This window comes from Paeniglutamicibacter sp. (assembly GCF_046714615.1).
Lineage (GTDB): Bacteria > Actinomycetota > Actinomycetes > Actinomycetales > Micrococcaceae > Paeniglutamicibacter.
Genome location: NZ_JBKKAP010000047.1, coordinates 1 through 25207 on the forward strand (window position 1 = coordinate 1; position 25207 = coordinate 25207).

Genomic DNA, 25207 nt, shown 5'->3' on the forward strand with positions numbered 1-25207 from the left:
GCTGGGCCTCGAGCAGGGCGCGCAGTTCATCGTCCGGTGACACGGGGTGTCCCGGGGCGCCGCGGGTGCCCGCGGCCAGGGTGATGAACTGGGTGGTTTGCATGTCCACCAGCATGCGCCGAATCCGAGTGTCATTGGATCGGTAGCGGGGAATTGTGGATAACGCCAAAATCGAGTTTGGGATTGGCTCGGGGGCGGACGTGAATTCCAATACCTGGCCGCCGATCGAGACAGCTAGCCATGGGACGTACTACGGGTGCCGCCCTGAAATCGTGATCGGGCCACCGGACGGCATTGCCAGTCCCGGCTGAGCCAGTCGCCGACCCGGAAGAATTCGGCATTGGAGTCGGCGGCTCCGGCCTCGGACCTCTCCGGGAAACGACCAATGCCCCCGGCAGCAATGAATACAGTGGAGACGATGAACATGCCGGCCGCCGTCAGGGACACCAGACCCAGTCGCTTCATTGGGCCGATAGGCGGCCCGCCGGGCAAACTCGGCGATGCCCGTCGCAAGGGGTTATGAGGTCAGTGATTCCTCGGGCCAGAGCCCGGCGGCACCGTCGCCGGGCTCGACCATCTCGGTTTCGGTGTGGAAGATCCGTAGCCCGCGGGCTTCGTAGTTTGCCATGGCGGCCGGTCCGTCCAATGAACAGGTGTGCACCCAGACCCGGTTCACCGACGGAAAGCCCTCGAATCGGGCATCAAGGTCCCACGCCCGCGAAATCCCCTCGGCCAGCAGGGTCCCTCCCAGGCCACGACCGATGCACTGTGGGAACAAGCCGAAGTACATGATTTCAACCTCGGTGCCGGAACCTTCGATCCGTCCGGCCAATTCGATGTAGCCGCCGGGAGCCCCGTCGACGTAGAGGACGTGGGTTTCGGCACCCGGGGTCCGCATCAGCGATTCCCACGCGGCGCGGGTCAGGGACAGTCGGTCCGCCCAGTTCCAGCTGCTGCCCACGCCGCGGTAGAGGAATTTGCTGAACTCCGGGGTGATCGCGGTGACCCGCTCGATCCGGGCCCCGGCCGGCAGTGCCCGGGATGAGGGGCGGAGTTCCCCCGGAGAGAGCTGTTGCAGGTGAGTGGTGGTGACTTCGAGCATGGATTCCATCATAGGCAGGAGGGCAGCCCGTTTTCCCCGGATCGCTAGACTGGGGAGTGTGACTTCCATCGAAAACTTTTCCCAGGTCCCCGATGCCCCGCGCAGCGACGACGCCCGGCTTCTTGAACAACTTGCCGGGGATTTGCGGCGGGCGGAATACGCCCACGAAGCAATCACGGAGTTCCTGGGGGAGAGCGCGCACGAGGCACTCATGCGCGACCAGCTCATCCCGGCACTGCGCCTCATCGCCGCCCAACCCCAGCCAACGGCGCTGGGAACCATCCTCGGGGTATTCATGCTGGGCGCCGAGGTCGGCGAGACCGAGCTTGCCGCAGCGTTCCCCGCCACGGGGATCGAGGGGCTGCGCCGGCTGGGCCTGATCGAAGACGCCGAGGGGAGCCCGAACCACCGGGCGCGGATCGACCTGCGCCCGCACGCCTCGGATGCGGACGCCGAAATCTGGGTGGGCAGCGACCTGGGCGCCCACCAGCGTCCCGGGGTGCTGCGCCACGACCACGTGCTGGGGATCGGGCGGGCCTCACTGACGCTCGCCCAGACGACGGTCCGCCCGCAGGTCGACAACGCCCTGGACCTGGGCACCGGCTGCGGGATCCAGGCCTTCCACCTGCTCTCCCACGCCCGACGCGTGGTCGCCACCGACATCTCCGCCCGCGCGCTGGGATTCACGCGATTTAACTTGCTGCTGAACCACCGGGCCCTGGGCATCGACCCGGAGAACCTTTCGGCCCGCGTCGAACTGCGCCTGGGATCCCTGCTCGAGCCGGTGGCCGGGGAACACTTTGACCTGGTGGTCTCCAATCCGCCGTTCGTCATCACCCCGCACCCCGTCGGCCAGGACGATTCCGAGCGGTTCACCTACCGCGACGGTGGGATGCCCGGGGATTCCCTGGTGGCCACCCTCGTGCGCACGCTGCCCGGGATCCTGAAGCCCGGGGGCAGCGCGCAAATGCTGGCCAACTGGGAAATCGCCGCGGCCGACGCCCCGGAGGAGGAATACGAATGGAGCGCCGGGCCGCGCTCCTGGCTCACCGGGGACACCGAGTCCTGGTTTATCCAGCGCGAGGTCGTCAGCCCCACGGGGTACGCCGAGACCTGGCTGCGCGATGCCTCGCAGGGGCGCGACCCGGAGGCCTTCGCCGCGCAGTACGGCGCCTACCTCGACGACTTCGCCTCACGCAACGTCGCCGCCATCGGCTTCGGCATGGTGTGGCTGCGGCGGCCCGCCGGGGAGCGCGCGGGCATCGGCCGGCTCTTCGAGTCCATCAGCTACCCCATTGAACAACCCATTGGCCCGTGCCTGGCCCGGGACATCGCGGTGGCCGACGAACTGGATGCCAGGGAGGTGGGCGAGTTGCACCTGGAGGTGGCCGAGGACGTCACCGAGGAACGCCACCAGCGCCCCGGCGCCGAGCACCCGGGGGTCATCTTGTTACGCCAGGGAGCGGGATTGCGGCGAACCGAAATCCTGGACACCGCACTTGCCGGATTTGTCTCCGCCTGCGACGGCGACTTGAGCGTATCTTCCCTAGTCGGTGCCTTGGAGTCGCTGGTGGGCGACGGCGATCCGGAGTTTTCTTCCCGGCTTTATGAAGGGGTTGTACGGCTTATTAAGCGCGGCTTCCTTTTGGAGATGCGAAACAACCGCTAAAGTTTTTTTATATGAGCCAGAACACTTCCTCGGGACCAAGCGCCAACACCACTGGCCTGTCTCCGATGCCCGTCACCTCGGTGTCGATCAGCGACCCGCAAGCCATTCGCGCGCTCGCCCACGAGGCACGCCTGACGGTCCTCGAGGAACTCTTTGCGTCGCAGGCCACGCGCACCGCCACCGAGCTGGCGACGCGCTGCGACCTGACGCCCAGCGCGATGAGCTACCACCTGCGCGCCCTGGAGAAATACGGCTACGTGGTCCGCGCTGCCAGCGAGGGCGACGGGCGTGAACGCCGGTGGAAGGCCGCCGGCGGCCAGCTCGTCCTGGGCTCGCTCTCGGATTCGACCAGTGCGAAGAACGCCTACCTGAACGTGCAGCTCAACGCCTTCCGAGATCGGCTCTCGGCGGAAATTGCGCGCCGCGACAAGGAACGCAAGATCGGCAAGGAGCCCGAACCCGACAGGGCGCCGGTGCTGACCACGGGGGTGGTGTTCCTCTCGGAGCACCAGCGCAAGGAATTCATTGCCAAGGTCTATGGCCTGCTGTATGAATACGAGGCCCTGGCGGAACCGGAACAACGAGGCGTCGACGGCGAACGGCTCTACTACATGCTTTCCTTCCTGCCCGAAATCCGTGGCGAGCAGGGTCACTGAAGCCCCGTAGCGGGGAGCGGAAAACCGCGTCTTGGGATCGCTGCTTGCCGTGGCGGGCAAAAATACCGCTAACCTAGAGCAGGGAATGTGCTGTGCGCCCACTTTGGTGCACCACTGGTTGCTAATAGGAGTGCTGTGCCCGCCAAGGCCAAGGAAAAGACCGGAATGAAACTCGTGATCGTGGAGTCCCCGGCTAAAAGTAAGTCGATCGCCAAGTACTTGGGCGAAGGCTTTGAAGTCGATGCCTCGGTGGGGCACATCCGCGATTTGGCGCAACCCGCCGATCTGCCCGCGGAAATGAAAAAGGGCCCCTACGGCAAGTTCGCCGTGGATGTCGAGAACGACTTCGACCCCTACTACGTGGTGTACCCGGACAAGAAGAAGCGTGTTGCCGAGCTCAAGGCCAAGCTCAAGAACGCCGACGCGCTCTACCTCGCAACCGATGCGGACCGCGAAGGCGAAGCCATCGCGTGGCACCTGCTCGAGGTGCTCAAGCCCAAGGTCCCGGTCTACCGCATGGCCTTCACGGAAATCACCCAAGAGGGCATCACCCGTGCCATGGAGAACATCCGGGAACTGGACACGGACCTGGTCAATGCCCAGGAAACCCGTCGCGTGCTCGACCGCCTCTACGGCTACGAGATCTCCCCGGTGCTGTGGCGCAAGGTGGCCCGCGGCCTGTCCGCCGGCCGCGTGCAGTCGGTGGCCACACGCCTGGTCGTCGAACGCGAACGCGAACGCATGGCCTTCCGCACCGCCTCCTACTGGGATTTGACCGGTACCTTTGCCACCTCTGCCGGCGAAAGTTTCGGCGCCAAGCTCTCCTCGGTCGACGGGGCACGCGTGGCCACCGGCCGCGACTTCACCGACCGCGGCGAGCTGAAGACCCCCAAGTCCGGGTCCGTGGCGCATCTGGACGAGGCAGGCGCCTCCGCCCTGGCAAGCGGTTTGGCCGATGCCGACTTCGCCGTCACCTCGGTCGACGAGAAGCCCTACACCCGCCGCCCGGCCGCGCCGTTCACCACCTCGACGCTGCAGCAGGAAGCAAGCCGCAAGCTGCGCTGGAGCTCGAAGTCCACCATGCAGGTCGCCCAGCGCCTGTATGAAAACGGCTACATCACCTACATGCGTACCGACTCGGTGTTCCTCTCCAACGAGGCAGTGAACGCCGCCCGCAAGCAGGCCGCCGAACTCTACGGCGCCGACTCGGTGCCCGCGAAGATGCGCGCCTACAAGGGCAAGAGCGACAATGCGCAGGAGGCCCACGAGGCCATCCGCCCGGCAGGGGACTCCTTCCGCCGCCCGGCCACTGTGCGCGCCCAGCTCTCGGCCGACGAATTCAAGCTCTACGAGCTGATCTGGAAGCGGACCGTCGCCTCGCAGATGGCCGACGCCAAGGGCTTCACCGCGACCATCAAGCTCTCCGGCGAGTCCACCACCGGGCAGGTCGCCGAGTTCTCCGCCTCCGGCACCGTGATCACCTTCCGCGGCTTCATGGCCGCCTACGAGGAGGGTCGCGACGCCGCCCGCGAGGCAGAGGCCGCCGAAGCAGCCGAAGAGGCCCGGCTGCCGCAGCTGAAGGTCTCCGACCCGCTGGCCGGCACCGGCATCGACGCGATCGGCCACACCACGAGCCCGCCGGCACGCTACACCGAAGCCTCGATCGTCGCCGAGCTTGAAGCGCGGGAGATCGGTCGCCCGTCGACCTTCGCCCCGACCATCTCCACCATCATGGACCGCGGCTACGTGACCAAGCGCGGCGGGGCCCTGGTGCCCAGCTGGATCGCGTTCTCCGTGGTTCGCCTACTGGAGGAGCACTTCGGCAAGTACGTCGACTACGACTTCACCGCACGCCTGGAAGATGACCTGGACGAGATCGCCCACGGGCAGAAGGGCCGCACCGCCTGGCTGAAGGACTTCTACTTCGGCTCCGAGGCCACCGGCGAGGCAGGCCTGGAATCGGTGGTCAACAACCTGGGCGACATCGACGCCCGTGCCATCAACTCCATCGACATCGCCCCGGGCATCGTGCTGCGCGTGGGCAAGTTCGGCCCGTACCTGGAAAAGCCGTTGCCTGCCGATGCCCCCGAGGGCACCGACCCGCAGCGTGCCAACGTGCCCGAGGACCTGGCACCGGACGAGCTCACCGCCGAGAAGGCCATCGAGCTCATGGAACACCAGGGCCCGAGCGAAAACGTGCTGGGTGTCGACCCGGAGACCGGGCGCACCATCGTGGCCAGGGACGGACGCTACGGCGCCTACGTCACCGAGGTCATCGTGGAGCCCACCGCCGAGGAACTGGCGGCCATGCCCGTCGAGTACTACAAGAACGGCAAGCCCAAGCCGCCGAAGAAGCCGACCAAGGCCAAGCCGCGAACCGGTTCGCTGTTCAAGACGATGACAGTGGAAACCGTCACGCTCGAGGAGGCCCTGCGGCTGATCTCGCTGCCGCGCGTGCTCGGCGTCGACGCCGAGGGCGTGGAGATCACGGTGCAGAACGGCCGCTTCGGGCCGTACCTGAAGAAGGGCACCGACTCGCGCTCGATCGGCTCCGAGGAGGAGATCTTCACGATCACCCTCGAAGAGGCGCTGGAGATCTACTCGCAGCCCAAGCAGCGCGGCGCCCGTGCCGCGGTGCCGCCGCTGGCCGAGTTCGGCGCCGACCCGGTCTCGGAGAAGAACATCGTGGTCAAGGAGGGACGCTTCGGTGCCTACATCACCGATGGCGTCACCAACATCACCATCCCGCGTGACACCACGCTGGAGGAGCTGACCAGGGAGAAGGCCATCGAGCTGCTGGCCGACAAGCGGGCCCGCGGACCGGTCAAGCGCAAGACCGCGGCCACACCGGCCAAGAAGGCGCCTGCCAAGAAGGCGCCGGCGAAAAAGCCGGCGGCAAAGACAACCAGCAAGTAGCCGCTGCCGCGGCAAGTGACAAGCGCATGAAGGACACACCATGAGGCTGGGCGTACTGGATATCGGGTCGAACACGGTTCACCTGTTGCTGGTCGACGCATATCCGGGCGCCCGTCCGGTGCCCTTTGCATCGCACAAGCGACCGCTCTCGCTCGTGCAGTACCTGGACGAGGACGGGGCCATCAACGAGGCCGGGCAGGCCGAGTTGCTGGACTTCGTGCATGAGGCGGCGCAATTCGCGATCAACCACCATGCGGAGGACCTGTTGGCCTTCTGCACCTCGGCGATCCGCGAATCGGCCAACGGCGAGGCCGTCCTGGAAAAGGTCGTCGCCGAAACCGGGGTGCGGCTCACCGAGCTGACCGGTGAGCAGGAAGCGGGCATGACCTACTACGCGGTGCGCCGCTGGTTCGGCTGGAGCTCGGAAACGATCCTCAACCTGGACATGGGCGGCGGTTCCTTCGAGTTGGCCCTGGGCGTGGACGAGTTCCCCACCACTGCCCACTCGGTTCCGCTGGGTGCCGGACGGCTGACCCGTGAATGGCTTCCGGAGGATCCGCCCTCGATCGCGCAGGTCAAGGCGCTGCGCAACCACGTGCGCGAGGTGCTTGCCGATCCGGTGGCCGAGCTGGGCGAGTTCGGGCGGCCCACCGTGGTCACCGGCACCTCCAAGACCTTCAGGTCCCTGGCGCGGATCACCGGGGCAGCCCCCAGCGCCGATGGCCCCTACGTCAAGCGGGTGCTGCGTGCGGAGTCGCTGAAGCTCTGGACCAACCGGCTCACGGCCATGAACTGGGAAGAGCGCGCCGAACTGCCGGGGGTCTCGGCCATCCGGGCCCCGCAATTGCTTGCAGGTGCGATCGTCGCCCTGGAGGCCATGAGCGCGCTGAAGGTCAAATCCCTGCGCATCTGCCCGTGGGCGCTGCGCGAGGGCCTGATGCTGCGCCGCTTTGATCACGTTCTTTTTGACTCCACCGCCCCGCTCAGTAGTAGCGTGGGAGTCGGAGAAGTCGCTTTGGGCCAGTCCTCGGCAATGTCGATGTCCCACGGCCGCAACGTTCTGTAAGGAAAAGACAAGGGGCACGTTCCATGGTCGAGTCAGGCAACAGCAACAACGCCCCCATTCCCGTCGCGCTCTCCAGCGCCTCGGTCTACCCGCTTAACGTCCACGACGCCTTCGCCGTGTCCCACGATTTGGGCTACGACGGGGTGGAGGTGCTGGTCACCGGAAACCAGATCTCCCAGGATGCACGGGCCCTGAACCGGCTGGCCGAACGCTACGAACAGCCCGTCATGGCCATCCACGCCCCGACGCTATTGCTGACCCAGCAGGTCTGGGGCACCGCCTGGAACAAGATCGAGTCCGCGGCCGCCATGGCGGTGGAGGTCGGCTGCGACGTAGTGGTGGCCCACCCGCCCTTCCGCTGGCAGGGCACCTATGCGACCGAGTTCGCCACCGGCATCCGCCGCATCATGGAGGAGTACGGGGTGAAGATCGCCGTGGAGAACATGTACCCGTGGCGGGCCCGCGGGCGCGAGGCGAAGATGTACCTGCCGCACTGGAACCCGATCCCCGAACCCTACGAATTTGTCACCTGGGACTTCTCCCATTCGGCGATCGCCGACATGGACTCCGCGGTGGCCTTCCGCGACCTGGGGCAACGGCTGAGCCATGTGCACCTGTGCGACGGGGCGGACAACGGCAAGGACGAGCACCTGGTCCCCGGCCGCGGCACCCAGCCGGTCATCGAGGCCATCGAGTTCCTCCGGGACTCGGCATGGGACGGGGTGGTGGCGGTGGAGGTCTCCACGCGCAAGGCCAAGGGCGCGGGGGAGCGCGAGGCCTGGCTGGGCGAGACCCTCGAATTCGCCCGCCGCTACCTGGCACCGGTATCCAAGGCTGCCCAAAGCGGCAGCCACTCCATCTAGCAGCATCACGGGCGCAACCCGGCCGGGATCGCCGCCGCCGTGGAACAATGGGCACATGACTTCAGTGCTTTCGACTTCCGCCCTTGCCGAGAACAGACTTGCCTTCCTGGGCACCGGTTCCATGAACGGGGCGGTGCTGCGCGGCATCATCGCCACCGGCTACGACCCCCAGGCCATCGTCGCCACCCTGCGCGGCGACGACAAGGCCCAGGCGCTGCGCACCGAGACCGGTGTCACGGTGCTCGTTGGCGCCCAGGACCCCGAGGCCAACCTCAAGGCCGTGAAGGGCGCCGACATCGTCTTCCTGGGCGTCAAGCCCGTGGGAATCGCCGCCCTGTGCGACGAGATCAGGGACGCGCTGAAGCCCTCGGCCGTGGTGGTCTCGGTGGCCGCCGCAATCACCATCGAGATGATCGCGGCACACCTGAATCCGGGCCAGCCCGTCGTGCGCTCCATGCCCAACACGCCGCTGAAGGTGGGCGCGGGCGCGGTGGGGGTCAGTGCCGGGGAATTCGTCTCCGCGGCCGCGCTGGCCGCCGTCGTTGACCTGTTCGCCGGTTCCGGCGTGGTGCACGTGGTTCCGGAGTCGCAGCAGGACGCCGTCTCGGCCATCAGCGGCTCCGGGCCCGCCTACGTGTTCTACCTGGTCGAGGCCATGGCCGCCGCCGGCGTGGAGCTGGGCCTGGATGCGGCGCTGGCGACCGACCTGGCCCGTGCCACCGTCGCCGGGGCGGGAAAGATGCTTGCCGATGTGCAGGCCGATCCCTCCGCCCTGCGCAAGGGCGTGACCAGCCCCAACGGCACCACCGAACAGGCCATCGCCACCTTCGATGCCGAGGGGCTTCCGCGGGTCATCGCCCGCGGGGCCGCCGCGGCCGCGGCCCGTGCCGCGCAGATCACCAGGGAATTGGCCTAGCAAACACAAAAGTCCCCTCGTTCGTCGGCCGAACGAGGGGACTTCGTGCTGCCTAGGGAGCCTTGGGACCCTTAGGGCCGGGCGGCGAAGCGTTCAAGCAGGTCCACGTGGCCCGAGACGATCAGCACGTCGCGCCGGGTGACCTTGGTGTCGGGCTGGGCGTAGGTGAAGTCCTCGCCGGGGGACTTCACGCCGACCACGGTGATCCCGTACTTGGAGCGGACCTGGGATTCGGCCAGGGTGAAGCCCTGGGTCTCCTTCGGCGGGTACATCTTCACGATGGCGAACCCGTCGTCGAACTCGATGAAGTCAAGCATCCGACCGCCGACCAGGTGGGCTGCACGCACCCCTGCGTCTGCCTCCGGGTAGATCACGTGGTTGGCGCCGATGCGCGTGAGGATCTTGCCGTGCGAGGGCGTGATCGCCTTGACCCACAGGTGCTCGATGCCCAGGTCCACCAGGTTCACGGTGATCAGCACGGAGGACTCGATCGAGGTGCCCACCCCGACCACCGCGGAGGTGAAGTCCTGGGCGCCGAGCTGGCGCAGCGCATCGATGTTGGTGGCGTCGGCCTCCACCACGTGGGTGAGGACCGATGCCCATTTCTGCACCAGTTCCTGGTTGCGTTCGATGGCCAGCACCTCGCGGCCCTGCTTCACCAGTTGCTCGGCCACGGAGGCGCCAAAACGGCCCAGCCCGATGACCAGCACCGCGGCGTTGTGGTCCGTGTTCTTCTCAGCCAATGATCGGCCTCTCTTCGGGGAAGTGGTACAGCTGGTTGCGCTGGCGCAAGGTCAGCGCGGCTGCCAACGTAATCGTACCGATTCGGCCGGCAAACATCAGCGCGGAAAGCACGTACTTGCCCGCCGGCGGCAATTCGGCGGACAAATTGGTGCTCAGCCCCACGGTGGCGAAGGCCGAGATCGACTCGAAAAGCGCCCGCGAGAGCGAGGTGCCGCTGATGGCCAGCAGCGAGGCGGTGGCCAGCATCACCAGCGTGGCGCCGAGCACAATGACCGAGATGGCAACGCGCATGGTGCCTTCGGGGATGCGGCGGCCGAAGGCGCGCACGTCGGTGTCGCCGCGGGCCTCGGCGAAGATCGCGAGGAACATCACCGCAATGGTGGTGACCTTGATGCCGCCGGCCGTGGAGGCCGAGCCGCCGCCGGCGAACATCAGCGCGTTGGTCAGCAGCATCGTCACCTGGCCCATTTCCCCCTGGTCGACCAGGTTGAAGCCGCCTGAGCGCGTCATCACGGAGGCAAAGACCGAGTGGATGACCTTGTCGCCGTTGGACATGTAGCCGATGGTGTCGGGGTTGGACCACTCGGACACGGCCCACAGCAGCGCGCCGGCCAGCAGCAGGATGGCGGTCACCATCAGGGTGAGCTTGGCGTGCAGCGTCCACTTCCTGGTGTTGAAGCGGTGCGCCAGCAGCACCATCAGCACGGGGAAGCCCAACGAGCCCAGGAATACCCCGAGCATCAGCGGCACCAGGATCCACAGGTCGGTCTCGTAGGGGACCAGCCCGTCGGAGTGCGGGGTGAACCCGGCGTTGTTGAAGGAGGAGATCGCATAGAAGATGCCGTGCCAAATGGCCTCGTTCACCGGTTCGCCCAGGATGAGGAAGCGCGGGACCAGCATCAGGGCCAGGGCCACCTCGATCGCCACCGAGGTGGTGATGACGATGCGCAGCAGCGAACCGACCTCGCCCAGGGTGGAGGCGGCGGAGGTGTTCATGGAGCTTTGGGCCAGCAGCTTGCCGCGCACGCCCAGCCGCTTGGACACCGCCAGCGACAATAGCGAGGCAAGGGTCAGGATGCCCAAGCCGCCCACGAACACCGCGATGATCATCACCAGCTGCCCGAAGAAGGACCAGTGGGTGGCCGTGGAGACGACGGTCAGGCCGGTGACGCACACCGCGGAGACGGCGGTGAACAGGGCATCGTAAAAGGGTGTGGGTTCGCCTGTTGCCGATGACACCGGAAGCGCCAGCACGGAGGTGAACAGGGAGATCACCAGGGTGAAGGTCAACAGGGCAAGGCGCGCGGGGGAGCGGACGGTGAAGTCGGACACGATCCGGCGCCACAGTCCCAGGCGTGAGCGCCAGCGGGCCGGGGCACCGATATCGGTGCCCGGCCGTCGCGCAGACTCTGAAGAGGGGGACGATCCCATGTGTTTGCTCGGCTCCAAGACGTGGAAAACTTCGGTGCGGAAGCCCTGCCCCGCAAGCTCCCACAATAAACCATGGCAAGGCGGGATCGGCCGGTGGCCCGCCGACTCGCGGCCACGCGCCCCGCCGGGCGCCGGGTGACGGGGCTGGCGGAGGTCACACGGGTGTCTTGGCACACACCGGTGGTGCGCATCGCGTAGCCTGAATAGGTGTTTGCCGCAAATGAGCCACTGCCCCCGACCCAGGTCATCTGGAGCGAGCAGATGATGGAGTACCGCTTTAGCGAGACCCATCCGATGCACCCGCTCCGGCTGGAGCTCACCGCCCGGCTCTGTACGGACCTGGGCCTGTTCGGGCGTTCCAACGTCACGTTGGCGGCCCCGCCTGTGGCCACCGACGGGGAACTGGCCGCGGTGCACGATCCGGCCTACATCGCCGCCGTCCACGAGGTCAGCGCCAACCCGCACGTCCCCAACGAGGCCCGCGGCCTGGGCACCGAGGACAACCCCGCCTACGCCGGGATCCATGAGGCGAGCGCCCGGCTGGCTGGAGGTTCGCTGCTGGCCGCCGATGCCATCCTGGGCGAGCGCGCCCTGCACGTGGTCAACTTCGGCGGGGGCATGCACCACGCGGCCAGGGGCAAGGCCAGCGGCTTCTGCATCTACAACGACACTGCCCTGGCGATCCAGCGATTGCTGGACGGGGGTGTGCAGAAGGTCCTCTACATCGACGTGGATGCCCACCACGGCGACGGCACCGAATCGCTCTTCTGGGACGATCCACGCGTCATGACCATCTCCATCCACGAAACGGGCATGTCGCTGTTCCCCGGCACCGGGTTCGCCAACGAGATCGGCGGACCCAACGCGCAGGGCACCGCGGTGAACATCGCCGTCCCCCCGCGCACCGGCGACGCTGCCTGGCTGCGGGCCTTCCACGCGGTGGTTCCGCAGCTGGCGGAGGCCTTCGCGCCTGAGGTGATCGTTTCCCAGCACGGCTGCGACGGGCACCGGGACGACGACCTGTCCAACCTCCGGTTGACCATCGATGCGCAGCGGCAGAATGCGCTGGACATCTCCGAGCTGGCCCGCAGGCTCTGCGGCGGCCGCTGGATCTCCACCGGCGGGGGCGGCTACAACACCGCCTCGGTGGTGCCGCGGGCCTGGAGCCACCTGGTGGCCGTCGCCTCGGGCAAGCCGGTCCCGCTGGCGACGCCCGTGCCGCGCAGCTGGCGCGACTACGTGCTCGGGCGCTACGGGATCCGCACCCCCGAGTCCATGGGCGACAACGCCGAATTGTGGTGGCGCAGCTGGGAGGTCGGGTACGACCCCGCGGACCCGGTGGACCGCGCCGTCATGGCCACCCGCAAGGAGATCTTCCCGCTGTTCGGGCTGGACCCCTGGTTCGATTAGGACGCCCAAAGATGCCAACGCAGGTATATGCGGATAGGGTTATGCGGTGGCTCATGATGATATCTTTTCTGCGCTGGCCGACCCCACCCGACGCAGGTTGCTCGATTCCCTGCGCGAGGAGTCGCGCTCGGTCGGTTCCCTGGTCGAGGCCCTGGGCGTTTCCCAGCCGACCGTTTCCAAGCACCTGAAGGTCCTGCGCGAGGCCGGGATGGTCTCGATGCGCGCCGACGGGCAGCGCCGCTATTACGCACTGGAATCCGCGACCTTCCTGGACCTGCAAACCTGGGTGCACGGCTTCGTTCCCCCGGCGCCGGCACTGAGCCTGGTCCCGGAATCCTACGCCGATCCGCAGCTGGCGTCCCCCGAGGCAACCAGCCAGGCCACGGTGGCCGCTGCGCAATTGGGCCGGACCGTGGGCCGCGGACTGGAACAGGTCACCGGCCGCGCCCATGACTTCCTGGACCGCCTGCCCAAGCCCAAGTTCGGCAGAAAGCGCTAGTTCTCCACGTTCTCGCCGGCTACCGGAATGCCGGCGCGAAATCATACACCGGACCACGAAAACATTACGCGTGTGCGCTTGTTTGATTACGCCCGGTTGTGCCGACGGAGGCGGGCCGTGACATTCTCGACGTCTGGGGCAGCGCCGCCAGACATGGCGGCAGTGTGCCCTCGTGCCTGCCCCAAGTGATGAGGAGAATAAGACTTGGACCAGCATCTTGCGACCATTCGCGACGAAGTTTTCCGTCGCAACCCCGGTGAAGCGGAATTCCACCAGGCCGTAACCGAGGTATTCGACAGCCTCGAAGCGGTCTCGCGCAAGCATCCTGAATACGCCGAAGCAGCGATCCTGCAGCGCATGTGTGAACCCGAACGCCAGATCATTTTCCGTGTCCCGTGGACCGATGATGCAGGCCGCGTGCAGATCAACCGCGGTTTCCGTGTTGAATTCAACTCGGCCCTGGGCCCGTACAAGGGCGGACTGCGGTTCCACCCCTCGGTGTACCTGGGCATCATCAAGTTCCTGGGCTTTGAGCAGATCTTCAAGAACTCGCTGACCGGCATGCCCATCGGCGGCGGCAAGGGCGGGTCCGACTTCGACCCGCGCGGCAAGTCCGACGGCGAGGTCATGCGCTTCTGCCAGTCATTCATGACCGAGCTCTACCGCCACATCGGCGAGTACACCGACGTACCGGCCGGCGACATCGGCGTGGGCGGGCGTGAGATCGGTTACCTCTTTGGCCAGTACAAGCGCATCACCAACCGCTACGAGTCGGGCGTGCTCACCGGCAAGGGCATCAGCTGGGGCGGATCCCTGGTCCGCCCGGAGGCCACCGGCTTCGGGGCGGTGCTCTTCACCCAGGAAATGCTCAAGACCCGCGGCACATCGTTCGACGGCCAGCGCGTGTCGGTTTCCGGCTCCGGCAACGTGGCCATCAACGCCATCGACAAGGCCCAGACCCTCGGCGCCCGCGTCGTGACGGCATCCGATTCCACCGGGTACATCGTCGACGAGCGCGGCATCGACATCGACCTGCTTCGCCAGATCAAGGAAGTGGAGCGCGGGCGCATCAGCGAGTACGCCGAGCGTGCCAACTCCAAGAAGGTCCACTACGTCGAGGGTGGCAACGTCTGGGACGTCGATGCGACAGTCGCACTGCCGTGCGCCACCCAGAACGAGCTGGACGCCAAGGACGCCAAGCGCCTGATCTCCACCGGTGTCCTGGCCGTGGCCGAAGGCGCCAACATGCCTTGCACCGCCGCCGCGACCTCGCTCTTCCAGGACGCCGGGGTGCTCTTTGCCCCGGGCAAGGCCGCCAACGCCGGTGGCGTGGCCACATCGGCACTGGAGATGCAACAGAACGCCAGCCGCGACTCGTGGAGCTTCGCCCACACCGAAGCGCGCCTGACCGAGATCATGATCGGCATTCACGACCGTTGCGCCGCCACCGCAGACGAGTACGGTGTGCCGGGCAACTATGTGGCCGGTGCCAACATCGCCGGTTTCGTGAAGGTCGCCGACGCCATGCTGGCCCAGGGCCTGATCTAGACAGGCAGCGCTCCAGCCGGATAACGCCTCGAGGGGGCGGCACAGGAAAGACAGGTTCATCCTTGGACCCGTCCGGCCTGTGCCGCCCCCTTGTCGTGCTTCATGACGGACTGTGTCGCCCACGCGGCGGGGCCCGTTTGCGATTTGCACGGTCCGGCTGTAAATTCACAATCATGACTCAACGTTGGTATGCGTATTTTGTGTCGGCTCTGGAGGGGCCTAAGACGCGATAATTTCGCATACCCACCTTCAGAGCCGACAAGGGCCGCAAGCTGTTGCTTGCCGGCCCTTCGCTATTTCCAAAATAGCGGCCCTGAAGGAATACGCAGCGTGATCGCCGGGGCCGCATCGAAACCATGAGGCCCCCCACTCCACGGCGCGGGGCCGAAACCGAAAGGCCCCAGACCATGAGCACCGCAACCGCCGCCGAGACACAGCACCGCGCCAATACCAATGAACGCGTCCTCGGGATCACCGAACTGCCCACCCCCACGGAATTGGTCGATGAACTTCCCGTGGGCGATGCCCAGGGCTACCGGATCATGCGGGCTCGCCAGGAGGTCCGTGCCGTGCTTTCCGGGCTCGATGAGCGCCTGCTGGTCATCATCGGCCCCTGCTCCATCCACGACCCTGTAGCAGGGCTGGAGTACGCCACCAGGCTGGCCGCTGCCGCGAAGCAGCATGAGGGTGAACTGCTAGTGGTCATGCGCAGCTACTTCGAAAAGCCACGCACCACCGTGGGCTGGAAGGGCTTGGTCAACGACCCCCGCCTTGACGGCAGCCATGACATGGCCGCGGGGCTGCGTGCAGCACGAGAATTCATGTTGGCGGCCAGCAACCTGGGCCTGCCGCTGGCCACCGAATTCCTCGAACCGCTCAGCGCACAGTACTTGTCGGACGTGATCAGCTGGGGCGCCATCGGGGCGCGCACCACCGAAAGCCAGACGCACCGGCAGCTGGTCTCCGGGCTGTCCATGCCCGTGGGGTTCAAGAACGGCACGGACGGCTCGGTGCAGGTCGCCATCGACGCCTGCCAGGCCGCCGGCGCCCCGCAGTCCTTCCTGGGGATCAGCGACGACGGGCGTACCGCCGTGGTCCGGACCGCGGGAAACGAGGACTCCCACTTGATCCTGCGTGGCGGTGCCGACGGTCCGAACTTCGCCGCAGAGCCTGTGGCCGCCGCTTCGGCCGCCATGGCCAACGCGGGCATGAACCCGCGGGTGATCGTCGATGCCTCCCATGCAAACTCGGGCAAGTCCCATCTGCGCCAGCGGGAAGTCATCACCGAGCTCGCCGCCCGCATTGCCGACGGGGACCAAGCGATTGCCGGGATCATGGCCGAGAGCTTCCTGGTGGCAGGTGCGCAGAAACACGATCCGGATGCGGTGGCACAGGGCTCCGACGTCCTGGCCGGGTTGACCTACGGACAGTCCGTCACGGACGCTTGCATGGGCTGGGACACCAGCGCTGACCTGCTTGCGACCTTGGCCGAGGCGGTGCGGACGGGGCGCTAAACGCCATAAACGTGGGGTGACTGCAATAAATGGTGGCCCCGCGTTGCCGCGAATCGTTCACATTGGCCCCACGAGCCACTAAAGTGAGTCACAAGGACATAGGGTATCTTGGGGTGTTGGCGCGGACAAGGTACATTCCTCAGTCCGCGCCAAAGCATGATTGCTATGTGAAATTGTCAGGAGAAACAGGGAATGGTCGAATCGCAAAACTTTGCCAACGCGCGTTTCATGACGGTGGCCGAGGTTGCCGAGGTGATGCGTGTGTCAAAGATGACGGTTTATCGCCTCGTCCATTCTGGCGAATTGCCGGCCGTGCGGTTTGGTCGCTCCTACCGTGTACCCGAAAACGCCGTGCAGGAGTACCTGCGGGCAGCCGGGTTCGGGCGGGACTTCAACACCGGCTAACGCCGCCGGATTTCGCGAGTGGTCAGAATCTGCTCTAGAAGCAGGTAATCTGTTAAGGAACGTTTAACGTCCAGTTGGCTATTCTGGTGCTTTGGTGCCGAAGAAATAGTAGTCGGCAATCGAATCAGTTTGTGAGGAACCACTATGGGCTCTGTTATTAAGAAGCGCCGCAAGCGTATGGCCAAGAAGAAGCACCGTAAATTGCTTCGTAAGACCCGCCACCAGCGTCGTAATAAGAAGTAAATGCCGGTTCCGGGCTTGCCCGGAATTGAGCATGTGAAAAGGTGCGTTTCCCCTATAAGGGAAACGCACCTTTTTGCATGCTGCGGCAGGCTCCGTGGCGTAGTGCCCGGAATGTCAGGGGCGGCGGCGCAGTGCGCCGAAACTGCGCCACAGGCCCCAAAGGGCTCCCGAGATGCCGGCGGCCTTCAACCCAAAGGTCGCGGCCTTGCGGCCGGTCCGGAAATCGTAGACGGGCCAGTTCCGCTCCTTGGCGTGGCGGCGCAATCTCCCGTCGGGATTGATCGCCACGGGGTGTCCGACCGCTTCAAGCAATGGGATGTCGTTGTGCGAATCGCTGTACCCCCAGCATTCGGCAAGATCCAACCCTTGCGCCAGGGCCAGGTTCCGTACCGCCTCGGCCTTCGCTGCCCCGTGCAGGATCTCGCCGACCAGTCGGCCGGTGTAGATGCCCTCGACGTGTTCAACGCTCGTCCCCAGTGCGCCACTGAGCCCGAGCCGGCGCGCCATGACGGAGGCGACCTCAATCGGGGTGGCAGTGACAAGCCACACCTGCCTCCCGGCGTGCAGATGCTGTTCGGCAATTGCACGGGTGCCTGGCCAGATTTTAGACTCAATGAATTCGTCATAAATTTCATCCCCGAGCGCAACCATGTCCGCCACGGAGAACCCTGCGGCCAGTAGGAGCGCACGGTCGCGGATGGCGTGGATGTCGCCGAGGTTCTCTCCGCGGGCCACGAAGCGCAACTGGTGAACGGCGAACCATACAACCTCACGCAGCGTAAAAGCCCGTCGTTGGTACATTTTTCGGGCTACGGCAAATAGTGAAGCACCGCGCATCATGGTGTTGTCCACATCGAAGAAGGCCGCGGTCGTGCTCGAGTGCACCGGCTCTTGCCCAGGAAGTGACACGGGGGAATGGTTTGAGGGCATCCGCCAAGTGTATTGCAATCTTTTTTGGCCGGAGCTGTAGCGTTGGGGCATGAGTAGTGTGCAGACCCCGCGGGAAATTACCTTGTTGGTTCGTTCCGGATGCCATCTGTGCCAAGCTGCGATCAAAACACTCGATGAGGTCACCAGTCGGCTCGATTACACCTGGCAAAAAGTTGACATCGACCAGGACGCTGAACTCCTGGCACGCCACTCGGAAGAAGTTCCGGTGCTGTTGGTCGACGGCCGGATACGGGATTTTTGGGTGATCGACGCCCAGCGCCTTGAGACATTGTTGACCAGCTAAGGTCAACGATTCCGTCGGGGGCCCGCGAAACGGCAAGGCGGCGAGGCGGTGTTGCCAGGACCGGTTGATAAGACATGAAGGTATCCACGGAATTGAGTCAGAGCAGAATGCCCACCGAGCCCCACCCCGCAAGCAGCGAAGCCAAAGTCCCTGCGGCCGACCTTCAGATTGAGCGCGACCTGGAACCCGGCATGACGGTGGGGCAGACACCGACCGGTTCACTTGGCAGGATTCTTCCCGAAGCGACCCTGGCACGGTTGACCCAGTACCTGCGGGCGCTAAACGCCATGCAGGCCCGCGGCGAGGCGCAGACTTCATCAGGTGTCCTGGCCACGGAAGCCGGGGTCAATCCGGCGATCCTTCGCAAGGACCTGTCCCTGCTCGGATCCTATGGGACCCGCGGTGTCGGGTACGTGGTGACCGAACTGGCCGAACAAATTTCCAAGGCCATGGGGCTCTTGCGGCACTGGCGCGTAGCGATTATCGGTGCCGGAAACTTGGGTCGCGCGCTGTCCGGGTACGGCGGATTCAGAAGCCGCGGATTCGAAATCGTGGCACTGCTCGATTCCTCGCCAGAGGTTATTGGCACTACGGTGGGGGACTTGCAGGTCCAAGCCATTTCCGACCTTGACGAGATCCTTGAAGCCACCGCTGCAAATATGGCCGTCTTATCCGTTCCGGGGGCAGCGGCCCAGGAATTGTGCAACAAACTCGTGGAAAGGGGCGTGCGAAGCATCCTGAGTTTTGCCCCTGTGGTGCTGCAGGTCCCTGCAGGAGTCAACCTGCGCAAGGTCGATCTGGCCACCGAGCTGCAAATCCTGGCCTACCACGCACAAAACCTCGATTCCTAGGCGCCCGGTCCGTACTCGGACCCACCATCTGGCTTAATCGCAAAGTGGTCCGTGGGATCCAGCCGGCATGGCTGGATCCCACGAACCACTTCTTAAGATGCGGTGTTTAGCGGTATCCGGCCGCCCGTGCTGCACGACGCGCAGCAATGAACTGGCTGGAGGGGCGCAACCAGGCGAAGACAACGCCAACCACTCCCAGGACGACCGAGAGTGCCATCAGCACTCCGCTGCCAATGCCGAACAGCGAGAGGACAGCGAAGATCGTGGCGAAGATGCGTGCCACGCCGCTTCCCTTGCGGACCATGAACGCAATCAGGACGTAAAGCAACAAGCCGATCACCGCGAACACGATCGCCGCGGTCTGGATCATGGGGATTGCGTCGGCCATGCTCGCCCCGGCAATCCGAAGTTGCTCCTCCAACTCGGGGAACGCCTCCATTTGTTGCGTGATCGCGGCGGCGCTCAAACCAAACACGGTGCTCAACAGGGAGACAACCCCAGCAGCAAGGATGGCCCAGAAGGAGGTGTCCAGTTCCTTGGGGCGGTGGGTGGGCATCTGGGGCGGTGCAAAGTTGCCCTGCGGCGGGACCGGGAATCCGCCGGCGTACGGCTGCTGGCCATATGGCGCCTGCGGTGGCTGCTGGCCGTACGGATTGTTCGCGGGTGCAGGCTGGCCATATGGGTTGGGGTTCTGGCCATACGGATTCGGCGGTTGTGCCCCGGACTGCGGCTGCTGGCCATACGGGGGTTGCCCGGCGGCATTCGGATCCTGCGTTGCACGCTGTCCGTATTGCGGTGGTGCGGGGTCCTCGGACGGCTTCTCCGGGTTCAGGGGATCATTCTCAGGGGTAGACATAACCTGCTCCTTGGGTTGGAAAACTACGGCTTACCCTCACGATATCGGTTCGAGATTGCTTTTCACCCCTCCCAAAGGATGGTTTTTCGTTTCGTCCGGAACATTGGCCAAAGCTGTTCCGTGCGCCCAGTCTTGCTGGATGCACGCGAGGCGGGGGATGCGGTGCGGGGCATCGTTGCAATGCTTTCGGGGACCGTCCAAAGCCCGGGCGCGTGGGCAAAATCAAGTGTCCGGTTTAGGTAACGGAACAAAGATTTGAGACACTTAACCCATGTCGACTGCCACCGTTCACCTGCTACGTCACGGCGAAGTGTATAACCCGGACAGGGTCCTCTACGGTCGGCTACCGGAATTCCATCTTTCCGATCTTGGCAACCAAATGGCCGAGCGGGCCGCGGAGTACTTCACCGCGCAGCGAGACGCGGGTGCAAATATCACCCACCTGGTGTCATCCCCGCTCGTTCGGGCGCAGGAAACGGCAAAGCCCACCTCAGCGGCGTTGGGCCTGGAAATCGTGACCGATGATCGAATCATCGAGGCCGCAAACCGTTTCGAGGGACTTTCCCAGATCAAGAACCGACTGAAGGAACCAAAATACTGGTCCTATGTCGTCAATCCATTTCGTCCATCCTGGGGGGAACCCTACCGGGACCAGGTGGAACGAATGATGACCGCCATTGTTGAACACCGCGATCGCGCGGTGGAACTTGGCGGCCGAGGGGCACAAGCCATTTTGGTCAGCCATCAGCTGCCCATCTGGGTGACGCGCCGCTCCGCCGAGGGCAGGGCCCTGTGGCACGACCCGCGGAAACGCGAGTGCACTCTCACCTCCGTGACTAGCCTGGACTTTGAAGGTGAAAGTCTGGTCGCAGTCCGTTATGCAGAACCTAGCGTGGACCTCTTGGTCAACGCTGCGAACATCCCTGGAGCTTGAGATCATGATCGATCCCATCTCGTCCCAAGCGCAGCGCTTGGGACGACGTTCATTCTTGCGTGCCGCAGTACTTGGCGCCGCCGTGTTGCCCCTTGCTGCGTGTGTGGGGGATGAAGACCCTCTGGCCAGGCAGGCTCGAGAAGGCAACAACAAGAATTACATTGCCGGCGACGGCTCGGTGGAGGAATACGGTCCTGCCTCGCGCACGGCCCCGGTCGAGATCAACGCGGTGGCCTATGACGGAACCACGATTGATTCGGCCACCTGGGCAGGGCAGGCCACGGTCCTGAACTTTTGGTACGCGGCATGTGCCCCTTGCCGCATCGAAGCCCCGCACATGGTCGAACTCAACAACGAGTTCAAGGGCAAGGCCGAATTCATCGGCATCAACGTGCGTGACGAGAAGGAAGCGGCAGAGGCCTTCGAGCGCACCTTCGGAATCAAGTACCCATCAGTGCAGGACACCCAGGGCACGATTCAACTCGCCATGACAAAGTATGTTCCGCTCAAGGCCGTACCCACCACCTTGGTGCTCGACAAACAGGGGCGGGTCTCGGCTCGCATTCTCGGCGTTGCCGACAAGCCCACGCTCAAGGCCCTGATCAATACGGCACTCACCGAGTCGTTGTGATCGACTCCGTGCTTGCCGGCGCCTTGACGCTACCGGCCCAAGGTAATCAGTTTGCCGAGATTGTCCAAGATGGTTCGCTGATTCTCGCGGTTCCCGTTGCCATCCTGGCGGGCCTCGTCTCCTTCCTTTCTCCATGCGTGTTGCCCTTGGTACCGGGCTATTTGGGATACGTCACGGGCCTGTCCGGTGCCGACCTCGCCGATCAAAAGCGCGGCCGGATGGTTGCAGGCATCGGCCTGTTCATCCTGGGTTTCACGTTGGTCTTCGTCTTGGCCGGGGTGGTCTTTTCACAGATCGCCGGTTGGATGATCTACAGGGGCTCATGGGTTACCCAGCTACTTGGTCTCGTGGTGATCTTCATGGGCGTGGTGTTCATGGGAGGCTTCTCCTTCATGCAACGCGAGGCCAAGATCCATCGCAAGCCCCCGGCAGGTCTCTGGGGCGCGCCGGTGCTGGGCCTGACCTTTGGGTTGGGTTGGGCTCCCTGCATCGGCCCAACGCTTGGTGCGGTGCTGATCATGAGCAGCGGCCCGGACGCCAACATCGCCAAGGGAGCCCTGCTGACGTTCTTCTACTGCATGGGCCTGGGGCTGCCGTTCCTTTTCATTGCCATGGCGATCCGCCGCGGCATGGGGGCCATGAAGTTCTTCCGTCGGCACCAGCTGGCGATCATGCGCTTCGGAGGCGGCATGTTGATTCTTCTGGGAATCCTGATGGCCACCGGCCTGTGGGGTACCTGGGTTACGCAATTGCAGGATTGGTTCACCAATGAAGTCAGGTTGCCCATCTAATGGCACAAAAAGATTCTAAAAAAGACGTAGCCGTCCCGGCCCTCGGGTTCATGGGCATGGTGCGCTGGGCCTGGACCCAGCTCACCAGCATGCGTACGGCACTCTTCCTGCTGCTGCTCCTTGCCGTGGCGGCAGTACCAGGTTCGCTCTTTCCCCAGCGCTCGATCAACCCGGAGCAGGTGACAACCTACCTGACCAACAAGCCGACCACCGGCGAATGGCTCGATCGCTTCCAGCTCTTCGACGTGTATTCCTCGGTGTGGTTCTCGGCGATATACCTGTTGCTTTTCATCTCCCTGATCGGGTGCATCCTGCCGCGCGTCAAGAAGCACGCCCAGGCGTTGCGGACACCGCCGCCCCGGACACCGTCCCGACTGAACCGCTTGCCGGAAAACGGCACCATCAGGATCCAGACTGCCGGAGAATCGGGCGTCAGTGACGAACAAGTCGTCCAGGACGTGGCCACGCTCTTGAAGAAGCGCGGCTACCGCTCCGAAGCCCGACCCGACGGCACCAGCCCTTCGGTGGGCGCAGAACGCGGATACACCCGCGAAATCGGCAACCTCCTGTTCCACATTTCACTGGTTGGCCTCTTGGCCTCGGTGGGGGTCGGCGGTGCCTTCGGGTACAACGGCCAGCGGGTCCTCGTGGAGGGGGAGACCTTCGTGAACTCGCTGGTTTCCTACGACTCCTTCAAGCCCGGCACCTTGTTCCAGGAAGACTCGCTGGACCCCTACTCGGTCAAGCTCGAAAAGTTCAACATCACCTTTGACCGGGAATCCACCACGCACTTCGGCCAACCGATCGACTTCACTGCCGAGGTCGAGACGCGCCGCAGTCCGGACGCCGAGCCCGAAAAGGAAAAGCTTCGGGTCAACCATCCATTGCGCATCGATGGTGCGGACATGTACCTGGTCGGCAACGGATACGCACCGGTGGTCACCGTTCGTGACGGCGACGGAGACATCGCCTTTAGCGGCCCGGTGGTCTCGGTGCCTCAGGATGGCATGTACACCTCGTTGATGGTCATCAAGGTTCCGGACGCGAAGCCGGAACAACTGGGATTCCAGGGATTCCTGCTGCCCACGGCCATGACCGATGAAACCGGGTTCGCCATTTCCGGCGACCCGAATGCGATCAACCCGCAGTTGCAGCTGAACTCGTACTTCGGGAACCTGGGCCTGGACGACGGCAAGCCGCAAAACGTCTATGTGCTGGAGACCGATGAGCTCAAGGAACTAAACAACAGGAGCCTCGACGCGGGAGGCATCGTGCTGGGGGCCGGGCAGACGTACGAGCTGCCCGACGGCAAGGGCAGCATTTCCTTTGACGGTCTCAAGCGCTTCATTGGCGTGGACATCGCCTACGACCCGAGCAAGCGCCCCGTGGCAATCTTTGCGGCCCTTGCCCTGTTGGGACTGGCCATCTCGCTCTTTACCCCGCGGCGCCGAGCCTGGGTGAAAATCAAGAACTCTGTTGACGGCTTGGGCCGTGAAGAGCGGATAATCGAATACGGATTGCTGGCCCGTGGTGAAGACCACCGCCTTGAATCCGAAGCCAAGGAGTTGCGTAAGCTTCTTGAGCAGCAGTGGCCCGCCGTTGAGCGAGCCGGAGTCTAGGAGACCCTATGGAAAACGACATGCCCACGATCAACGTGGCCTTGGGACAGTACAGTGACCTGTTCATGTTGCTGGCCGCAATTGTCTACGCCTCGGCCTTCGTCGCCTTCGCGTGGGACCTTGCAAAGTCCAGCAAGCTCATCCGAGAGATCGACGCAGCCACACTCGCAACGGAGCAGAAGGTCCTGGTTGCGTCCGGGGCAATCGATTCCCCGCCGGCGGGCGGTTCGGGGAGCGAACTGGTCAATGACTCCATGGACTACACCGCCGCCTCCTCGAAGCGCATGGCAGCGAAGATTGCTGTCTCGCTGACCTGGCTGGGCGTGCTCATGCAGGGCTTTGCCGTGGCTTCCCGCGGTATTGCTGCCGGCCGGGTGCCATGGGGCAACATGTACGAGTTCCTGTCCACTGGCTCGTTCCTGGTGGCCCTCGTGTTCTCGCTCGTGCTGCTGAAGAAGGACCTGCGCTTCATGGGCACCTTCGTCATCGGCCTGGTCACCGTGATGCTGTGCGGTGCCACCATGGGCTTCCCGACGCCGGTTGCGCACCTGGTGCCCGCGCTGCAGAGCTACTGGCTGATCATCCACGTTTCCATTGCCGTGCTGGCCTCGTCCTTGTTCACCATCACGTTCGCCATGAACGTGCTCCAACTGGTCCAGCATGCCAGGATCGATGCGCTGGCCGCCGGCAAGGCGGACAAGATGCCATTCATGCGCCTGGTCCCGGGTGCAGCTGCCCTGGAAAACTTTGCGTACCGCATCAACGCCGTGGCATTCGTGATGTGGACGTTCACCGTCATGGCCGGTGCCATCTGGGCCGAGGCCGCGTGGGGCCGCTACTGGGGCTGGGACACCAAGGAAGTCTGGAGCTTCGTCATCTGGGTTGTCTACGCAGGCTACCTGCACGCCCGTGCAACGGGCGGCTGGACCGGTGCCCGCTCGGCATGGCTGAGCATCATCGGCTACCTCTGCATCGTCTTCAACTTCACCATCGTGAACATCTACTTCAACGGTCTGCACTCGTACGCGGGTCTCTAAGGCCGACGCATGATGTCTGGTGGCCTCGTACCCCGAGTGACGGGTGGCGGGGCCACCGGTGCGTTAACGCGACCTCTAGCCGCCCCGTGGGCGCCTTGCCCAACGACGGACTGTACCGGCGGTGTTTTGCGACTCCCGTGTGGGACTTGTCTGGGGGAGACATCCCGAGGCGAATTCCGCGCCGGAAGCGTGACTGACCTCACTGCCAGATATTTTGCATTCTGCGGCGTTTGGGCAATGAAATGGGTGCAATGTAACCCAATGTGGCCTGA

At 64.6% G+C, this 25207-nt stretch carries 25 protein-coding genes; 19 read left to right on the forward strand and 6 right to left on the reverse strand.

The genetic code is table 11. The features are described 5' to 3' along the window. Positions 1-234 precede the first annotated feature (234 nt). Positions 235-465, reverse strand: coding sequence for a hypothetical protein (locus tag ACLQ7E_RS05465; RefSeq protein ID WP_411731561.1), 231 nt, complete (start codon positions 463-465; stop codon positions 235-237). Between the two features lie 52 nt (positions 466-517). Further along, complete coding sequence (locus tag ACLQ7E_RS05470) at positions 518-1102, reverse strand: GNAT family acetyltransferase (protein WP_411731562.1); 585 nt, start codon at positions 1100-1102, stop codon at positions 518-520. Here ACLQ7E_RS05470 and ACLQ7E_RS05475 point away from each other — a divergent pair. The 6 genes from ACLQ7E_RS05475 to proC all read left to right on the forward strand — a co-directional run bounded on the left by ACLQ7E_RS05475 (position 1101) and on the right by proC (position 9188). After that, complete coding sequence (locus ACLQ7E_RS05475) at positions 1101-2771, forward strand: methyltransferase (protein ID WP_411731563.1); 1671 nt, start codon at positions 1101-1103, stop codon at positions 2769-2771. The genes ACLQ7E_RS05470 and ACLQ7E_RS05475 overlap by 2 nt on opposite strands. A gap of 11 nt (positions 2772-2782) precedes the next feature. Then, positions 2783-3427 (forward strand): ArsR/SmtB family transcription factor, encoded by a 645-nt coding sequence (locus ACLQ7E_RS05480; protein ID WP_411731564.1) that lies wholly within the window; start codon positions 2783-2785, stop codon positions 3425-3427. Positions 3428-3562: 135 nt separating this feature from the next. Next, positions 3563-6343 carry a type I DNA topoisomerase gene (topA, locus tag ACLQ7E_RS05485; protein ID WP_411731565.1) on the forward strand — a complete coding sequence of 927 codons (2781 nt, stop codon included), beginning with the start codon at positions 3563-3565 and terminating at the stop codon, positions 6341-6343. 40 nt (positions 6344-6383) lie between these two features. Then, the gene (locus ACLQ7E_RS05490) at positions 6384-7409 is read left to right on the forward strand and encodes a Ppx/GppA family phosphatase (protein ID WP_411731566.1); all 1026 of its coding nucleotides are present in this window, start codon (positions 6384-6386) and stop codon (positions 7407-7409) included. A 23-nt stretch (positions 7410-7432) separates the two neighbouring features. Then, positions 7433-8272, forward strand: coding sequence for a sugar phosphate isomerase/epimerase family protein (locus ACLQ7E_RS05495; protein WP_411731567.1), 840 nt, complete (start codon positions 7433-7435; stop codon positions 8270-8272). Between the two features lie 55 nt (positions 8273-8327). Continuing rightward, positions 8328-9188, forward strand: coding sequence for a pyrroline-5-carboxylate reductase (gene proC, locus ACLQ7E_RS05500; RefSeq protein WP_411731568.1), 861 nt, complete (start codon positions 8328-8330; stop codon positions 9186-9188). Positions 9189-9259: 71 nt separating this feature from the next. Here the strand turns inward: proC and ACLQ7E_RS05505 are convergent, their stop codons facing one another. Together ACLQ7E_RS05505 and ACLQ7E_RS05510 are read right to left on the reverse strand one after the other, a co-directional pair. Next, positions 9260-9898 (reverse strand): potassium channel family protein, encoded by a 639-nt coding sequence (locus tag ACLQ7E_RS05505; protein ID WP_264270476.1) that lies wholly within the window; start codon positions 9896-9898, stop codon positions 9260-9262. A 25-nt stretch (positions 9899-9923) separates the two neighbouring features. Continuing rightward, positions 9924-11363, reverse strand: coding sequence for a TrkH family potassium uptake protein (locus ACLQ7E_RS05510; RefSeq protein ID WP_411731569.1), 1440 nt, complete (start codon positions 11361-11363; stop codon positions 9924-9926). A 261-nt stretch (positions 11364-11624) separates the two neighbouring features. On the opposite strand from ACLQ7E_RS05510, the gene ACLQ7E_RS05515 reads away from it, so the two are divergent. From ACLQ7E_RS05515 to ACLQ7E_RS05540, 6 genes are all read left to right on the forward strand, one after another. Beyond that, the gene (locus ACLQ7E_RS05515; protein WP_411731588.1) at positions 11625-12773 is read left to right on the forward strand and encodes an acetoin utilization protein AcuC; all 1149 of its coding nucleotides are present in this window, start codon (positions 11625-11627) and stop codon (positions 12771-12773) included. A gap of 46 nt (positions 12774-12819) precedes the next feature. Further along, the gene (locus ACLQ7E_RS05520; RefSeq protein WP_411731570.1) at positions 12820-13272 is read left to right on the forward strand and encodes an ArsR/SmtB family transcription factor; all 453 of its coding nucleotides are present in this window, start codon (positions 12820-12822) and stop codon (positions 13270-13272) included. A gap of 204 nt (positions 13273-13476) precedes the next feature. Continuing rightward, positions 13477-14820, forward strand: coding sequence for an NADP-specific glutamate dehydrogenase (gene gdhA, locus ACLQ7E_RS05525; protein WP_411731571.1), 1344 nt, complete (start codon positions 13477-13479; stop codon positions 14818-14820). 407 nt (positions 14821-15227) lie between these two features. Further along, the gene (locus tag ACLQ7E_RS05530; RefSeq protein ID WP_411731572.1) at positions 15228-16334 is read left to right on the forward strand and encodes a 3-deoxy-7-phosphoheptulonate synthase; all 1107 of its coding nucleotides are present in this window, start codon (positions 15228-15230) and stop codon (positions 16332-16334) included. A gap of 192 nt (positions 16335-16526) precedes the next feature. Continuing rightward, the gene (locus tag ACLQ7E_RS05535; RefSeq protein WP_411731573.1) at positions 16527-16739 is read left to right on the forward strand and encodes a helix-turn-helix domain-containing protein; all 213 of its coding nucleotides are present in this window, start codon (positions 16527-16529) and stop codon (positions 16737-16739) included. 144 nt (positions 16740-16883) lie between these two features. Further along, positions 16884-16982, forward strand: a complete 99-nt coding sequence (locus ACLQ7E_RS05540; protein WP_003792170.1) for a 30S ribosomal protein bS22 — start codon at positions 16884-16886, stop codon at positions 16980-16982. A 114-nt stretch (positions 16983-17096) separates the two neighbouring features. On the opposite strand, the gene ACLQ7E_RS05545 is transcribed toward ACLQ7E_RS05540, so the two are convergent. Further along, the gene (locus tag ACLQ7E_RS05545; protein WP_411731589.1) at positions 17097-17822 is read right to left on the reverse strand and encodes an HAD family hydrolase; all 726 of its coding nucleotides are present in this window, start codon (positions 17820-17822) and stop codon (positions 17097-17099) included. A gap of 139 nt (positions 17823-17961) precedes the next feature. On the opposite strand from ACLQ7E_RS05545, the gene ACLQ7E_RS05550 reads away from it, so the two are divergent. Beyond that, positions 17962-18216, forward strand: a complete 255-nt coding sequence (locus ACLQ7E_RS05550) for a glutaredoxin family protein (protein ID WP_411731574.1) — start codon at positions 17962-17964, stop codon at positions 18214-18216. A 191-nt stretch (positions 18217-18407) separates the two neighbouring features. Then, positions 18408-19067 (forward strand): redox-sensing transcriptional repressor Rex, encoded by a 660-nt coding sequence (locus ACLQ7E_RS05555; RefSeq protein ID WP_411731590.1) that lies wholly within the window; start codon positions 18408-18410, stop codon positions 19065-19067. Positions 19068-19173: 106 nt separating this feature from the next. Here the strand turns inward: ACLQ7E_RS05555 and ACLQ7E_RS05560 are convergent, their stop codons facing one another. Continuing rightward, on the reverse strand, positions 19174-19923 hold the full coding sequence (locus tag ACLQ7E_RS05560) for a hypothetical protein (RefSeq protein ID WP_411731575.1): 750 nt from the start codon (positions 19921-19923) through the stop codon (positions 19174-19176). Between the two features lie 271 nt (positions 19924-20194). Between ACLQ7E_RS05560 and ACLQ7E_RS05565 the strand changes: the two genes are divergently transcribed. From ACLQ7E_RS05565 to ccsB, 5 genes are read left to right on the forward strand one after another with little or no spacing between them, the layout of a single operon-like run. Then, on the forward strand, positions 20195-20857 hold the full coding sequence (locus tag ACLQ7E_RS05565) for a histidine phosphatase family protein (protein WP_411731576.1): 663 nt from the start codon (positions 20195-20197) through the stop codon (positions 20855-20857). A gap of 4 nt (positions 20858-20861) precedes the next feature. After that, positions 20862-21488 (forward strand): TlpA family protein disulfide reductase, encoded by a 627-nt coding sequence (locus ACLQ7E_RS05570; RefSeq protein WP_411731577.1) that lies wholly within the window; start codon positions 20862-20864, stop codon positions 21486-21488. Further along, the gene (locus tag ACLQ7E_RS05575) at positions 21488-22279 is read left to right on the forward strand and encodes a cytochrome c biogenesis CcdA family protein (protein ID WP_411731591.1); all 792 of its coding nucleotides are present in this window, start codon (positions 21488-21490) and stop codon (positions 22277-22279) included. The genes ACLQ7E_RS05570 and ACLQ7E_RS05575 overlap by 1 nt, the downstream gene beginning before the upstream one ends. Next, entirely contained in the window at positions 22279-23898 is a 1620-nt protein-coding gene (locus ACLQ7E_RS05580; RefSeq protein ID WP_411731578.1) for a cytochrome c biogenesis protein ResB, read from the forward strand. Before ACLQ7E_RS05575 ends, ACLQ7E_RS05580 begins: the two co-directional genes overlap by 1 nt. A gap of 8 nt (positions 23899-23906) precedes the next feature. Beyond that, positions 23907-24935 carry a c-type cytochrome biogenesis protein CcsB gene (ccsB, locus tag ACLQ7E_RS05585; RefSeq protein ID WP_411731579.1) on the forward strand — a complete coding sequence of 343 codons (1029 nt, stop codon included), beginning with the start codon at positions 23907-23909 and terminating at the stop codon, positions 24933-24935. Positions 24936-25207: the final 272 nt, after the last annotated feature.

What these genes read in the sequence shown, in the direction of transcription:
- ACLQ7E_RS05495 (WP_411731567.1), top strand. Translation starts at nt 7,433, where the DNA reads ATGGTCGAGTCAGGCAACAGCAACAACGCCCCCATTCCCGTCGCGCTC.
- ACLQ7E_RS05540 (WP_003792170.1), top strand. Translation starts at nt 16,884, where the DNA reads ATGGGCTCTGTTATTAAGAAGCGCCGCAAGCGTATGGCCAAGAAGAAG.
- ACLQ7E_RS05470 (WP_411731562.1), bottom strand. Translation starts at nt 1,102, where the DNA reads ATGCTCGAAGTCACCACCACTCACCTGCAACAGCTCTCTCCGGGGGAA.
- ccsB (WP_411731579.1), top strand. Translation starts at nt 23,907, where the DNA reads ATGGAAAACGACATGCCCACGATCAACGTGGCCTTGGGACAGTACAGT.
- ACLQ7E_RS05565 (WP_411731576.1), top strand. Translation starts at nt 20,195, where the DNA reads ATGTCGACTGCCACCGTTCACCTGCTACGTCACGGCGAAGTGTATAAC.
- ACLQ7E_RS05480 (WP_411731564.1), top strand. Translation starts at nt 2,783, where the DNA reads ATGAGCCAGAACACTTCCTCGGGACCAAGCGCCAACACCACTGGCCTG.
- ACLQ7E_RS05465 (WP_411731561.1), bottom strand. Translation starts at nt 465, where the DNA reads ATGAAGCGACTGGGTCTGGTGTCCCTGACGGCGGCCGGCATGTTCATC.
- ACLQ7E_RS05555 (WP_411731590.1), top strand. Translation starts at nt 18,408, where the DNA reads ATGACGGTGGGGCAGACACCGACCGGTTCACTTGGCAGGATTCTTCCC.
- ACLQ7E_RS05490 (WP_411731566.1), top strand. Translation starts at nt 6,384, where the DNA reads ATGAGGCTGGGCGTACTGGATATCGGGTCGAACACGGTTCACCTGTTG.
- ACLQ7E_RS05515 (WP_411731588.1), top strand. Translation starts at nt 11,625, where the DNA reads ATGATGGAGTACCGCTTTAGCGAGACCCATCCGATGCACCCGCTCCGG.
- ACLQ7E_RS05530 (WP_411731572.1), top strand. Translation starts at nt 15,228, where the DNA reads ATGAGCACCGCAACCGCCGCCGAGACACAGCACCGCGCCAATACCAAT.
- ACLQ7E_RS05560 (WP_411731575.1), bottom strand. Translation starts at nt 19,923, where the DNA reads ATGTCTACCCCTGAGAATGATCCCCTGAACCCGGAGAAGCCGTCCGAG.
- ACLQ7E_RS05570 (WP_411731577.1), top strand. Translation starts at nt 20,862, where the DNA reads ATGATCGATCCCATCTCGTCCCAAGCGCAGCGCTTGGGACGACGTTCA.
- ACLQ7E_RS05550 (WP_411731574.1), top strand. Translation starts at nt 17,962, where the DNA reads ATGAGTAGTGTGCAGACCCCGCGGGAAATTACCTTGTTGGTTCGTTCC.
- ACLQ7E_RS05545 (WP_411731589.1), bottom strand. Translation starts at nt 17,822, where the DNA reads ATGATGCGCGGTGCTTCACTATTTGCCGTAGCCCGAAAAATGTACCAA.
- ACLQ7E_RS05510 (WP_411731569.1), bottom strand. Translation starts at nt 11,363, where the DNA reads ATGGGATCGTCCCCCTCTTCAGAGTCTGCGCGACGGCCGGGCACCGAT.
- ACLQ7E_RS05475 (WP_411731563.1), top strand. Translation starts at nt 1,101, where the DNA reads ATGGATTCCATCATAGGCAGGAGGGCAGCCCGTTTTCCCCGGATCGCT.
- proC (WP_411731568.1), top strand. Translation starts at nt 8,328, where the DNA reads ATGACTTCAGTGCTTTCGACTTCCGCCCTTGCCGAGAACAGACTTGCC.
- ACLQ7E_RS05535 (WP_411731573.1), top strand. Translation starts at nt 16,527, where the DNA reads ATGGTCGAATCGCAAAACTTTGCCAACGCGCGTTTCATGACGGTGGCC.
- ACLQ7E_RS05580 (WP_411731578.1), top strand. Translation starts at nt 22,279, where the DNA reads ATGGCACAAAAAGATTCTAAAAAAGACGTAGCCGTCCCGGCCCTCGGG.